Origin of the sequence: Plantactinospora siamensis, from assembly GCF_042434095.1 — a bacterium.
Lineage (GTDB): Bacteria > Actinomycetota > Actinomycetes > Mycobacteriales > Micromonosporaceae > KBS50.
On sequence record NZ_JBHLUE010000001.1, the window covers coordinates 40,554 to 53,862 of the forward strand.

Consider the following 13,309-nt stretch of genomic DNA (forward strand, 5'->3'; position numbering starts at 1 on the left):
GAGCCCCTCATGGCACGTTCATGGATCAACCGCAGCGCCTCCGGTTACACCGTCTACTGGATCGACACCGACAAGAAGCAGCGGCAGAAGTCGTTCCGCAAGAAGGTCGACGCCGAGACCTTCCGCACCAAGACGGAACGCGACCTGATCACCGGCGTCTACATCGAGCCGACCCGGGGCACCGAAACCGTCGCCCGGCTCTTCGAACGATGGGCGACCACCCGGGGGCTGGAAAGTTCCAGCGTCCGGCAGTACCGCAGCATGCTCAACCAGGCGATCGCGCCCTACTTCGCCACCGCCACCACCGGAAGCTTGAGGAAGTCCGACGTCCAGGCCTAGGTGCTGTGGATGCGGGACACCAAGAGGTACAGCGCCCAGACCATCCAGACCCGCTTCGGCTACCTGTCGTCCGCCCTGCAGTGGGCGGTCGACAACGAGGAACTCGGACGCAACCCGGCCAGGGGCGTCAAACTGCCCGGTCGCCGAGCCAACGTGCGACGAACGGCGAAGGAAAAGATCGTCGTACCCCGAGCCGCCGAGGTCGCCGCCCTCGTCGCCGCCACCGACGACCGGTACGCCACGCTCATCTGGCTCATGTCCGGCTGCGGCCTCCGCATCGGGGAGGCCATGGCGTGTGCCGGGAGCAGATCGACTTCCGTGCCAACCTGCTGCGGGTCGACCGGCAGATCACGGAGGACGGGGAAAGCGCCAGCGGCAAGAACGCCGGCCTCCGGCTCAAGCGGTACACCAAGCACCGCGACGCCGACTCCCCCGGCCGCACGGTTCCCCTCCCGGCCGTGGTCGCGGCCGTGCTGTGCTCATCTCAAGAAGTACGGCACCTGGGGCCCCGACCAGATCCTGTTCCCCAACCGGTCCCGCAGCGGGCTGCTCTACCAGTACTACCTGCGCAACCAGATCTTGCTGCCGGCCTTCAAGGCATCGAAGGTCTCCTTCACCAAGACCCACGCCCTGCGGCACTTCTTCGCCTCGTCGATGCTCAGCCGCGGCGTACCGATCACCGACCTGGCCGCCTGGCTCGGGCACTCATCGGTCGAAGTCACCTACAAGTACTACGGCCACCTGATGCCGGATGCGCCCGAGCGCGGCCGGAGCGCCATCGACTCCCTGACCGACAACCGGTCGCCAAAGTTCAGCCGGCGTTGATAGGCGAAGTTGCAGGGGTTCGGCGGCAGTGTGACCGAGTTACTAAACTCATCGTCGGATGGTGGACAGACAAGGCCGGACCTGCCGATCCACGAGCGTGGGGCAGGTCCGCGGCTCACATCCTAGTCGACACGAGCCCAAGAGGCAGCGAACGCATACGTCAGGCTGCCATTGTGCCCGCGTTTGAAGGCACCGTGTCGAGCGCCATGATATCCATGGCAGGTTCGAAGGTCAGGAAGGGACGCTCGTCCCCGTCGTTGAGGTCCGCTGTGACGAACTGCCCGGCCGAAGCCCCGCGCCGCACCTGGCGGCGACCGCTGATGGCGAGATAGCCATCGAAGCTGCGCCTTGTGAAGTGCCGCTCCCGTCCTGTGGAGACGTTCAGGCTGGTCAGCGGGCTGACGTCGTCGGGCTCTGGATAGACGATGATTTCACGGTTGGAGATCCAGACGGAGTGCGCGCCGGGAAGAGCGACTCGTTCCGGATACAACCCGATAACCGTGCCGGACAGATCCAACACCGCGGTGGTCAGAACGTCGTCAAGCGTGAGGTAGGTGGCGGCGAGAAGCTGTCCATCCGGAGACCAGCTGATCGAGGAGTCTTCCGCGTATCCGTCGGTCGACCACAGCAGCCGGGGCTTGGCCGTGGCCGTGTCGATCAGGATCACGCCAACACTCTCGCTGCCGAGCGCCGCCATAGCTGTGCCGCCTGAAGCGTCAGCCAGGACAGCCACCTGGGTCCCGTCCACCGCGAGGGCCGCCTGCCGGTACTCGTGCGCCTCAGCCTCCCAGCGGCCTCCGGTGGCCAGGCTGTGCAGCACGATCCGCATCGGTTCCGAGTTGTCGTCCTGACGAGCCAGGAACACCAGATGCGTACCGTCGAAGGATAGCGAGAGGGTCCCGGGTCGCGTATGCGTCGGCAGGCCCTCGACGATCACGAAGTCGTCGCTGTCAGCGTCGAGCACGATCACGGCCTCACGGTCGACGTTTCGCGCCGCGATCACCATCCGAGCGGCCCGGACAGGACGCGACGTAAGCGAATCAAGAGCAACCGTCCAAGATCGATCGACGACCATGGCACCTCCCAAGGACCGGTTGAGGTTGCAGCATAGTCAACAACCTTCTACCCATCGTGCCGGTCCCTCTTGACGGCGTTGCTACTGTCTGTGCAACACCGGTGACTGTCGATGTGTACGGGGGACTACGTGCGACGTCATAGCCGATTGGTGGCGGCAGTGCTCGTCGCCGCGATGATCGCCTCGATCTTCAGGTCCGGTCCTGCCTTCGCCGAACCGAGAATCGCCGCCTTGCCCGAGATGAAAGCCTTGGCCGCTGCGGCTGCACCCGCCGCCGGATGTTCTCCGAACAGCGACGACTGGACGAGTGCCCGCAGCGGCGAGAAGCGCTGCGTCTTCAAGGGCCAATACTCCACCCGACGGCGCATCGTCGAGCAGTGCCTGCGTGACCGTCCGGCGCTCGGAACGTACATCTACCAGACGACCAGCGAGTGCAGCCCATCCGGGGGCGTCGAGGCGATCGGGCAGGCTCGTGCGATCAAATACCTCAACGACAACCTCGGGGTCCCGCCGCCCGGCAACCAGCCCGGCGGCATCATCAACCCGATGATCCAGTGGGAACCCACTCTCAATGGCGGCAGCGACCGGCCCGACATCATCTACTACGACCGCGCCGGGAACACGTTCGCTGAGATTATCGAGGCCAAGGTCAAGACCAACAAGGACTACGACGGCTGGGGTGGCCAAGTCGCACGGTACGCCGCCGTCCTCGTAGCCAACGGTGTCCAGAAGGTGACTCCTGGGACGGTCTTGAACCGATGGGGACAGTACGAGGACTGGTTCCAGGTCTACAGCAAAGATGCGGACTGCAAGGTCGATGGCCAGGCCGGCTTCAAGCTCTCCACCTACAGAGCGATCTCGCCGACCCCTGGCCTTCTGCACATCGAGGAGGTCAAGAAGGAGCGCAAATGCGAGCAGCAGAAGCGGCAGCCACCGCCGAATAGCCCTCCCATCCAAATTGTAATAGACCAAAATGATGATGACCATAAGTGGCCCATCCCGCCCATCCTCCTCCCGCTGATCGACAGTATTGAGACCGTCGGCGCCACCACCCTGGCAGATGACGTCGCCGCGTATGGAAGCGTCGAAGCGGCTGCAGCGGCACTGACCGCCGAAACCGAAGGTTTTGAGGTTCCCCCCGGGATGTGGACACCGGGTTATGCCGCGATTTGATGCAGCGTAGTCGGTGTGAGGGTCTGTTCGTAGTCGGCGGGGCTGAGGTAGCCGAGTGCGGAGTGGCGTCGTCGGTGGTTGTAGAAGGCGATCCAGCGGAACACGTCGCGGCGGGCGTCGGCCTCGGATGTCCAGCGTCGGTGCTCGACGTCGAGTTCACGCTTGAGGGTGGCGAAGAAGGCCTCGGCCAGGGCGTTGTCGTACGACGAGCCGATGCGGCCCATCGAGCGGCGGATGTCGTGGCGTTGGCAGGCCTCGGCGAAGTCGCTGCTGCCGTATTGAGTTCCGCGGTCGCTGTGGAAGATCACCCCGTCGACCCGGTCGCCGCGGGCGGCGACCGCCGCGTTGAGGGCATCGATGACCAGGCTGGTGCGCATGTGGGTGTTGATCGACCAGCCGATCAGGCGGCGGGTGGCGATGTCGATGACCGTGGCCAGATACAGCCAGCCAGTCCCAACGCGGAGGTAGGTGATGTCGCCGCACCACCGCTGATCCGGTGCGGTGGCGGTGAAGTCCCGGCCGATCAGGTCCGGCACCGGCGGAACCGCGGGATCTGGGATGGTGGTGCGCTTGCGGCGTCGCAGGTGCCGGCCCACCAGGTCGCGCTGGCGCATGATCCGCTCAACCCGCTTGCGGTTGACCCGCACACCCTGGGCGCGCAACTCGACGGTCACCCGCGGCGATCCGTAGACGCCACCGGAGCCGGCGTGAACCTGGGTGATCTGCTCGGCGAGGACGTCCTCGGCAGCGGCGCGTGGCCGCCGGGCGGGTTCGCTGCCGGTCCAGCGGTAGAACCCGGAGCGGGACACCGCCAGGACCCGGCACAGCCGCTTGACGCCGAACGTGGCGCGGTGGATGGAGATGAACCGGAAGCGGCTGATCACCGATCCATCTCCTTCGCGAAATAGGCGGCCGCCTTGCGCAGGATCTCCTTCTCCTGCCGCAGTTCCGCGACCTCACGCCGCAGCCGGGCGATCTCGGCGTCCTTGTCCGCCACCGACACCCCGTCACCCGAGGTCGCCACACTCGTCCCGGACCGCCGCTCCTGCTTACGGACCCAGTTCCGCAGCGTCTCGTGACTCATCCCCAGCTCTCGGGCGACCTGGTTGATCGGCCGCCCCGACGAGTGGACCAAGTCGACCGCGTCACGCTGGAACTCTTCCGTGTACTTCGATGGGACGCCCCAACGGGGACACCCCTTCCTCTGGACCAACATCCAGTCTCAGGGTGTCCACATCTCAGGGGGAAGCCCAGCGGCCAGGTGCGGGGAAGTTGACGCCGGTCTGCGTCGTCAACGGCTCAACCAACACCCCGTCCGCTGACCGGCCTTGCCGCATGGACCGTAGCGGAGCGGGGCCCGGCCCGTTACTCGGGTTGGCGTACTCGATCAGTCGATTCACCACGGGCTATTCTGCTCGGGTCCCAAACTCAGCACCAGATCGGAGGGTCGCAGAGATGGCCGAGGACTCCGCCAGAACCGTCGCGGACCCCATAACCAGGCTCGACACCGGAGTGCCGCACAGCGCCCGGGTCTGGAACTACTGGCTCGGTGGCAAGGACAACTTCGCCGCCGACCGGGCCGTCGGTGACCGGGTGCTGGAGGTCTATCCGGACATCGCGGAGATCGCCCGGGCCTCCCGAGCCTTCCTGGCCCGCGCCATCCGGTACCTCGCCGGGGAGGCCGGGGTGCGCCAGTTCCTCGACATCGGAACTGGGCTGCCCACCGCCGACAACACCCACGAGGTGGCGCAGCGGATCACACCGGCGGCCCGGATCGTGTACGTCGACAACGACCCCCTCGTCCTCACGCACGCCCGGGCGTTGCTGACCAGCAGCGACGCGGGCGCCACCCGCTACGTCGACGCGGACATGCACGACACGACGCGGATCCTCGCCGAGGCCGCGCAGACCCTGGACCTCACCCAACCCGTCGCCGTGATGCTGCTGGGCATCCTGGGCTACGTGCCGGACTACGAGCAGGCACGGTCGATCGTCCGCGGCCTCATGGACGCGATGCCGTCCGGAAGCTTCCTCGTGGTCAACGATGGCACCGAGACGTCCGGGTCGGACCAGGCCAACCGGACCGCGAACCAGGCCGGGCTGCCGTACAACCTGCGTACCCGGGAGCAGTTCGCCGGCTTCTTCGACGGTCTGGAACTGGTCGAACCCGGCGTGATCTCCAGCCCGCGCTGGCGACCGGACACCGGCTCCATCGACGACCAGCCGGACATGGCGGTGTTCTGCGGCGTAGCCCGAAAGCCGTGACCGCCACGATCTCCAGCCACCTGGGCCCTGGCCGCCCCTCCGGTTCTCCGGTCAGCCCTCGTTGCAGGCCGAGCAAAGCTGGTCGGATCGCTGGCTGTCAGGCGAGTCGAACGTCCGGCGGGTCGACGGCTGGTTCCTCGACGGGTTCCTGATCGCCCGGGCGTTTCCGGCGTCGGCGTGCGGCGAGCAACGCCAGCCGGCCCAGGTACGCCAGTGCGGCGGCCACCGCCAGCACCCCAGCGGCCCCCAACAGCGTGCCCCAGCGGTCGACGATGCCCGCCGTCTGATCCTGGCGGGGCAGGACCCGAACCCGACCGGACGCCCCCGCAGGGCCGCCCGAGCGGCCCGGATCGGACGGCACGGCCGCGCTCTGCGCGCTCAGCGCCGCGAACGGGTCGATGATGCCCGCGCCGACGCGATCGTCACGGGCGGCGCCGAGCGGCACGGCCGTCGCCGTCAGCCGGTGCACCACCTCGGCCGCCGACATGTCCGGGAAGCGGGATCTGACCAGGGCCGCGACACCGCTGACGAGCGCGGTGGCGAAGCTGGTGCCGCTCACCGTGGTGTAGCCGCCGCCGGCGGCGAGGGCGGTCAGCCGGTCACCCGGCGCGGCGATGCCGACCCAGCTTCCCCGGTTGGACTCGGTGAGCGGGGTGCCGTCCTGCTTCAACGCGGCCACCGCGAGTACGCCGGGGTAGGCGGCCGGGTACCACTTGCTGTCCCCGTTGGAGGACTCGTTCCCGGCGGCGGCGACCACCACGACGTCATGGTCGAGCGCATACCGGATCGCCGCCCGGACGGCCGGTCGGTCCACCGGTAGGGCCAACGACAGGTTGAGGACCTGGCCGAGGTCGGCGCCTTTCCGGATCGCCGCCGCGATCATCTCGGGTGAGGCGTTCTGGACGCCGTCGACGATGCGGATCGGGGCGATCCGCGCGCGCGGCGCCACTCCGATGATCCGGTCGTCATCGTCGGGGCGGGCCGCGATCAGTCCGGCCACCGCGGTGCCATGGGTCCCGCCGTTGTCGCCGCAGTCGCCGAGCCCACCGGGCAGCCGCTGCCAGCCGGGCGGGGTCTGGGTGGTGACGAAGTCCGAGCCCGGCGCCAGGGCCGGTCGCAGCTTGGGCTGAGTGCCGTCGACACCCGAGTCGACCACCGCGACGGTGACCTTCGCTCCGGTGGACAGGTCCCAGGCGCGATCGAGGCCGAGCCGGGCGATGGTCGGGTCACGTGGGGCGGCGGCCGGCAGCGACTGGCCGTGGGCCGGCGGGTTTCGGCACGGAACGGGCTTCTGCCCGAGGCGGGCCAGCGATAAACCGGCCAGCGCTGGGCCGCCGATCCGCGCAGCCGCCGACTCGGCGAACGCCGCCGTCGGCGCCGCGGCCAGGGTAATGAATAAAACAACGAGCGCGACGGCGAGCAACCGTAGGCGCCTCACGCCCGGAGGTCCATCAGGGCCCGGTACACGTCCCACACCGCGAGCGCGAGCGGGACCACCGACAGCATCAGGGCAGTTTCGATGGCGTCGAGACCGCGGGCCAGCCGCGGACTGGCCTGGCGTCGGCCGGCGAAGCCGCCGATGATCGCCGCCAGCAACGCGACCGCGGCGAGGATGGGAGCCAGTATCCCGACCAGCAGGGCGGGATGACCAGCGAGCCGGCTGATCAGGATCGCCGCGCCGGCCAGGACCGTGATCGTGCCGGTCACCGCCGCCACCGCGACCTGTTCCCGGTCCCGGAAAAGCCGGCCGCGCAGCACCGCCAGCAGGGCGAGGACCCCGGCCAGCAACCGCGACCACACCGACGGGTCCGCGGCGAGCACGAGTACGCCGGCCGCGACGACGGCCTGGCAGCCGGCCAGCAGCCCGGACAGCAGCCTCCGGGCCCGGTCGATCTGCTCGGTGGCCCGCTGCAGGTCCAGTTGACCGGGTACGGCCGTCAGGTCCTGCGCCGACCGCGGCAGCGGCTGTCGGGGCAGCCGAGCCGAGCGCAGCGCCAGCGCGGGTAGCAGCGTGGTGGCGGCCAGTGCCAGCGGCGCGACGACCGCGGCGGCCGAGGCTGGTCGGGCCGCTGTCAAGATCGCGATCAACGCGCCAAGCCCTGCGGCCAGCCCGGTGATGCCCAACGCGGCGAACACGTGATCACCGCCGCCCACCACGGCCGGACCGACCGCGGCCACGAACAGCACGACAGCCCCGGCGAGCAGCAGGTGGCCCCGGCCCCAGCCGCCGCCGAGCAGCTCGGCCGCGCATACGGCGGCGCTGGGTACGGCCAGCGCGGCGGCCAGTGTCGCGGCCGCGAGGTCGTTGGCCGCCCGGGACAGCGCCCAGGAGGTGGCCAGCAGCAGGCATGCCAAGCCTCCGGCCAGCGCGCCGGGCAGCACCCCGCGGGCGGTGGCCAGCGCGGCGAGCGCGCCGAGCAGCGCGACACCGACCAGCACCGCGCAGGTGATCCGTAGTTCCCGGGTGCCCCACGGCCGGGTCCCGCCGGTCTGGGCGATCAGCTCGACCACATCGTCGTAGACGGGTGGCGCGGTGCGTTCCGTGGCGCGATGCAGGACCAGCAGACCGCCCTCCGACACCCCGGCCTCGGCCAGCGAGGCGCCGGGATCGAGCCGATCGGCCTCGGCCGTGGACAGGGCCCATCCCGCGGCATCCGTGTCGGCCTGCCCGGCTTGCCGCAGCAGCATGGGCAGCAGCCGGGCCAGCGGCACGGCAGACGGCACGGACAGATCGACCTGGACGCCCGGCGCGGCGAGACGGATCCGGCAGAAAGCGCCACTGTGGCCGGTGTCAGCGGGCGTCGGCATCGCGGTAGTGGGTGTCATCGCTCCCCCGCCGGCGGGGCCGGACTACTCGACTCCGTTGGGCTGCCGCAACCTAGAGTAACTTCATCGATCGAAGGCTTCCACGGTTGAATCGTCGGTCACAATACGTCGCACGGGGGTTCCGAGTTGCCCACCACTGCGTTCCGCCGCCCGCCCAGGGTTCCGCGGCCGAGCGTGCCAGAGGGCGAGGTGCTGCTTCAACCGCCGCCCGAGCTGACCCGGGCGGATTCCGGCAACGTCTGGCTGACCGCGCTGCCCGCGCTGTCCGGTCTGGGTTCGGTGGCCTACCTGTTCGCCGCGCCGAGCAATCCGATCACCTACGTGGCCGGCTCGTTCTTCCTGTTCTCCTCGCTGGCCATGGTGGCCGGTTCGCTCCTGCGGGCCCGGGCCACCCATCGGGCGGACGCCGAGCACAACCGCCGCGACTACCTGAGATACCTGGGCAAGACGCGGGAACGGGTACGACGTACCGCCGACGCGCAGCGCGAGGCCGCCGCCTGGGTGGCCCCGGCGCCGGACCAGCTGTGGGCGATCGCCGCCGGTTCCCGACTGTGGGAACGGCGTCCCAGCGACCCGGACTTCGGCTGGCTGCGACTCGGCCTGGGGCCGCAATATCTGGCCACCCAGCTGGTGCCGGGCGAGACCGGACCGGTCGAGGACCTGGACCCGCTCTGCGCGCTCGCGCTGCGCCGGTTCATCGCCAGCCACTCCGCGGTGCCGGACCTGCCCGTACAGCTGTCGCTGCGCCGGTACGCCGCGGTCGCCCTCTCCGGCGACCGGGACGAGGCACGGTCACTGGCCCGCGCGCTGGTGGCCCAGGCCGTCACCTGGCACGCCCCCACCGATCTACGGGTGGCCGTCTGCACCGCCGACGCCACCGCCTCGGCGTGGTCGTGGGTGAAGTGGCTCCCCCATGCTCAGCATCCCACCGAGGTCGATCACGCCGGTCCGGTACGGCTGATCCACCCATCGCTGTCCGCGCTGGAGGAGTGGCTCCAGGACGAGCTGGCGAACCGGCCGGGATTCAACCGGCACGCCGCCGTCGATCCGGACGTGCCGCACCTGCTGGTCGTCCTGGATGGCGGCATGACCACCGGCACGGAGCTGCTGCTGAACCCGGACGGGCTGCAGTCGGCCACGGTGGTCGACCTGGACGGCCGCAGCGCCGAGCTGGTACGCGGGCACGGCGTCGAGCTGGTGGTGGACGACGGGCGGCTGAACACCCGGGTCGGCACCACCCTGACCGCACTCGGCCGGCCGGACGGGTTGGCGCCGCCGGTGGCGGAATCCCTGGCCCAGCAGATCGCCGAGTTCCGCCTGGATGTGGCGACCGCGCAGGCCGAGGACCTGGCGACCGTGGATCAGACGCTGCCGGGACTGCTCGGTGTGGACGACCCCGGCGAGCTCAGCCTGGACGTGCTGTGGGCCTCGCGCCCGTTGCGCGACCGGCTCCGGGCCCCGATCGGCATCGCCGCCGACGGCAGCGTCCTGGAGCTGGACATCAAGGAATCCGCGTACGACGGCATGGGGCCGCACGGGCTGCTGATCGGCGCCACCGGATCGGGCAAGTCGGAGCTGCTGCGCACCCTGGTGCTGGCGTTGGCCTCGACCCATCCGCCGGAGCAGCTGAATCTGGTGCTGGTGGACTTCAAGGGCGGCGCCACGTTCGCCGGCATGGCCGGCCTGCCGCACGTGGCGGCCGTCATCACCAACCTCCAGGACGACCTGGCGCTGGTGGACCGGATGCAGGAGGCGCTGTCCGGCGAGATGAACCGCCGCCAGGAGATCCTCCGCGCGGCCGGCAACCTGGTCTCGGTACGCGACTACGACCGCGCCCGGCAGCGCGGCGCCGATCTGCTCCCGTTGCCGAGCCTGTTCATCGTGGTGGACGAGTTCTCCGAGCTGCTGTCACAGAAGCCGGACTTCGCCGACCTCTTCGCGCAGATCGGTCGCCTCGGCCGCTCGCTCGGACTGCACCTCCTGCTGGCCTCGCAGCGCCTCGACGAGGGCCGGCTACGCGGCCTGGAGGCCAACCTGTCGTACCGGATCTGCCTGCGCACGTTCACCGAGCAGGAAAGCCGGACGGTGCTCGGGGTGCCGGACGCGTTCAGCCTGCCCAGTGCGCCCGGCCACGGATATCTGCGCGGCGACACCGCCGGCCTGCGCCGGTTCCGCGCCGCGTACGTCTCCGGCCCGTACGGCAGCCCGGAACAGATCGGTGACCAGCTGCTGGCGGACGGACTCGAGGTACGCCTGTTCCAGGCCGAGTACCAACCGAGCCCGCAGTCTCCGACTCCGCAGACGCTGGCCTCGACGGGGACGGCCGGAGCCGGGCCGGAGTCGGCCGACGCGGCGGAGGGAGAGAGCAGCGGGCCGACCATCCTGTCCACGATGGTTGAGCAGCTCACCGGGCAGGGCACCCGGGCGCACCGGGTCTGGCTGCCACCGCTGACCGAGCCGGACACCCTGGACATGCTCCTGCCTGGGCTGCGGGTACGCCCCAACCGGGGATTCGGCGCGGACCCGGCCTCGGCGCCGCTGCGGGTGCCGGTGGCGATCGTCGACCGGCCGTTCCACCAGCGCCGGGACCCGCTGTGGGTGGACCTGGCCGGCGCCGGCGGGCACGCGACGATTGTCGGTGGACCACGGTCGGGCAAGTCGACCCTGCTGCGCACGCTGATCTGCGCCCTCGCGCTCCGGCACACCCCGACCGAGGTGCAGTTCTATGCGCTGGACTTCTCCGGAACCCTCTTCGGATTGTCCGGCCTGCCGCACCTGGGCGGGCTCGCCGGCCGGCAGGACGCCGAGGTGGCCCGCCGGATCGTCGCCGAGGTCACCGCGGTGGTCGAGGACCGGGAACGGCGGTTCCGGGAACTGGGCGTGGACACCATGGCCGACTACCGGAGGCTGCGCGAGCGGGGCAGCGTGGAGGATGACCGGTACGGCGACGTGTTCCTGCTGGTCGACGGCTGGTCGGTGCTCCGGCAGGACTACGAGGACCTGGAAGGCGCGCTGGTGAACCTTGCCTCGCGGTCCCTGACGTACGGCGTCCACCTGGTGCTCACCGCGAACCGCTGGCTCGACCTGCGGTTCGGGTTGCGCGACCTGGTGGGTACGAAGCTGGAACTCAAGCTCGGTGACGCGTTGGACTCCGAGATCGACCGCAAGGCACAGCTGGCGGTGCCGAGCGATCGACCCGGCCGCGGGGTCAGCGCGGACCGCATGCAGTACCTTGCGGCCATCCCCCGGATCGACCGCCGACGCGAGGTGGCCGACCTGTCCACCGGGATCGCGGGCCTGGTGCAGGCGGTCGGCGACTACTGGGACGGCCCGTCGGCACCCCCGGTGCGGCTGCTGCCCGCCGTGATCGAGTTCGCCGACCTGCCCAAGGAGTCGCGGGAACGCGGCATCGTGCTGGGGTTGGAGGGCCGGCGGCTGCGCCCGGTCGAGTTCGACTGGCGCGAGCCGGGCCTGGTCCTGCTCGGCGACGCCGAAAGCGGCAAGACCTCGACGCTGCGCGCGGTCGGCCGGCAGGTCGTGGACACCTGGCAGCCGAAGCAGGCCAAGGTGATCATCTTGGACTACCGACGGAGCATGCTCGGCGAGTTCTCCGGCGAGTCGCTGCTCGGCTACGCCGCCAACCAGGCCCAGGCCGAGGATCTGGTGGCCGGGCTGGTCGAGGGCTTCACCAAGCGCCTGCCCGGCACGGAGGTCACCGCGCAGCAGTTGCGCAACCGCAGCTGGTGGACCGGGCCCGACATCTACCTGCTGGTCGACGACTACGAGCTGGTGACCGCGGGCAGCAATCCGCTGCTGCCGCTGCTGCCGTTCCTGGCCCAGGCGCGGGACATCGGCCTGTACCCGTACGTTGCCCGTCGCGCCGGCGGCGCCGCACGGGCCCTGTTGGATCCATTCCTCGGCGCAATGCGGGAGCAGAGCTATCCGGCGGTGGTGCTCAGCGCACCGCGCGACGAGGGGGCCCTGTTCGGCGTGCGGCCGGCGCCGCTACCTCCGGGTCGCGGCACGCTGGTGCACCGCCGACACGGTTCGGTGCCGGTGCAGTTGGCCCGATTGGACGCCCGACCGGAAATAGATTGATCAGAAATGGGTGTAGGACTTATTGCCCCCACAGCTTTGCCCCACACCGATACATTGAAATGGGTGTTCGAGGAGGATTCAGGTTGTTCAGGATCATGATGCGGCGTCCGACCGCACCGAGCCTGCGTGCCGTGGCCGGTGCGGCGATGGTGCTCGCCCTCGCGGCCGCCTGCTCCGACCCGGCACACCCGCCGACGGCCGCCCCGACAACCGCCGGGGTCACCAACACGGCGCCGACCGACTCCTCGAACGCGCCGGCCACGCCGGAAGCCTCGACGCCGCCCTCACCGACGTACACGAAGCCACCGTCTCGCAATTTGCACCGGCCGCCGGGCGTCGCCAAACTCTCCGGCTCGGTCTGCGCGTACGGGGAGAGTGCCATCCAGTTCTTCGCGACATCCTGGGCCGCCAGCCAGGTCCAGCCGGTCACGGAGGGCCGGCCCGTGCGGGACAGCGTGTGGGCGGAGGCGGTCGAGGTTCTCGGCACCTACCACACAGGCATCGCGAAGACGCGATCGAAGCTGCAGGCCGCGGGTGTGCCGAAGAGCTTTGTCGTCTATCAGGACCTCGCCGACGCCGACGCGGCAATCGCGGAGGGGATCGCGGCGGCCAGGGCCAAGGACGACTCCAAGGTCATACCGATCTACCTCAAGAGCCGGACCGCCGAGGACCACATCGTCGAGTCCTGCTCGGTCCTGGAATGACAAG

General features: G+C 69.9%; 10 protein-coding genes. 6 read left to right on the forward strand and 4 right to left on the reverse strand.

What is annotated here, in order from left to right:
• Window positions 1–9: 9 nt before the first annotated feature.
• Together ACFFHU_RS00125 and ACFFHU_RS00130 are read left to right on the forward strand one after the other, a co-directional pair.
• Window positions 10–339: a hypothetical protein gene (locus tag ACFFHU_RS00125; protein WP_377334368.1), complete on the forward strand. Its 330-nt coding sequence runs from the start codon at window positions 10–12 to the stop codon at window positions 337–339.
• A gap of 9 nt (window positions 340–348) precedes the next feature.
• Window positions 349–1,164: a tyrosine-type recombinase/integrase gene (locus ACFFHU_RS00130; protein WP_377334370.1), complete on the forward strand. Its 816-nt coding sequence runs from the start codon at window positions 349–351 to the stop codon at window positions 1,162–1,164.
• A gap of 160 nt (window positions 1,165–1,324) precedes the next feature.
• On the opposite strand, the gene ACFFHU_RS00135 is transcribed toward ACFFHU_RS00130, so the two are convergent.
• Window positions 1,325–2,134 carry a hypothetical protein gene (locus ACFFHU_RS00135; RefSeq protein ID WP_377334372.1) on the reverse strand — a complete coding sequence of 270 codons (810 nt, stop codon included), beginning with the start codon at window positions 2,132–2,134 and terminating at the stop codon, window positions 1,325–1,327.
• A gap of 255 nt (window positions 2,135–2,389) precedes the next feature.
• On the opposite strand from ACFFHU_RS00135, the gene ACFFHU_RS00140 reads away from it, so the two are divergent.
• Window positions 2,390–3,412 (forward strand): hypothetical protein, encoded by a 1,023-nt coding sequence (locus tag ACFFHU_RS00140; RefSeq protein ID WP_377334374.1) that lies wholly within the window; start codon window positions 2,390–2,392, stop codon window positions 3,410–3,412.
• Here ACFFHU_RS00140 and ACFFHU_RS00145 read toward each other — a convergent pair.
• Window positions 3,397–4,628 (reverse strand): IS3 family transposase gene (locus ACFFHU_RS00145; protein WP_377334376.1). Its coding sequence is split into 2 segments (ribosomal slippage): window positions 3,397–4,367 and window positions 4,367–4,628, totalling 1,233 coding nucleotides; the frame shifts between segments, so codons are not numbered across the junction. The two genes, ACFFHU_RS00140 and ACFFHU_RS00145, sit on opposite strands and share 16 nt — an antisense overlap.
• A gap of 239 nt (window positions 4,629–4,867) precedes the next feature.
• On the opposite strand from ACFFHU_RS00145, the gene ACFFHU_RS00150 reads away from it, so the two are divergent.
• Window positions 4,868–5,677 (forward strand): SAM-dependent methyltransferase, encoded by an 810-nt coding sequence (locus tag ACFFHU_RS00150; protein ID WP_377334378.1) that lies wholly within the window; start codon window positions 4,868–4,870, stop codon window positions 5,675–5,677.
• 97 nt (window positions 5,678–5,774) lie between these two features.
• Here the strand turns inward: ACFFHU_RS00150 and mycP are convergent, their stop codons facing one another.
• Window positions 5,775–7,115, reverse strand: coding sequence for a type VII secretion-associated serine protease mycosin (gene mycP / locus ACFFHU_RS00155; RefSeq protein WP_377334380.1), 1,341 nt, complete (start codon window positions 7,113–7,115; stop codon window positions 5,775–5,777).
• Complete coding sequence (gene eccD / locus ACFFHU_RS00160; RefSeq protein ID WP_377334382.1) at window positions 7,112–8,503, reverse strand: type VII secretion integral membrane protein EccD; 1,392 nt, start codon at window positions 8,501–8,503, stop codon at window positions 7,112–7,114. Before eccD ends, mycP begins: the two co-directional genes overlap by 4 nt.
• Window positions 8,504–8,629: 126 nt before the next feature.
• On the opposite strand from eccD, the gene eccCa reads away from it, so the two are divergent.
• Entirely contained in the window at window positions 8,630–12,601 is a 3,972-nt protein-coding gene (gene eccCa / locus ACFFHU_RS00165; RefSeq protein WP_377334384.1) for a type VII secretion protein EccCa, read from the forward strand.
• 83 nt (window positions 12,602–12,684) lie between these two features.
• Window positions 12,685–13,305 (forward strand): hypothetical protein, encoded by a 621-nt coding sequence (locus ACFFHU_RS00170; protein WP_377334386.1) that lies wholly within the window; start codon window positions 12,685–12,687, stop codon window positions 13,303–13,305.
• Window positions 13,306–13,309 lie beyond the last annotated feature (4 nt).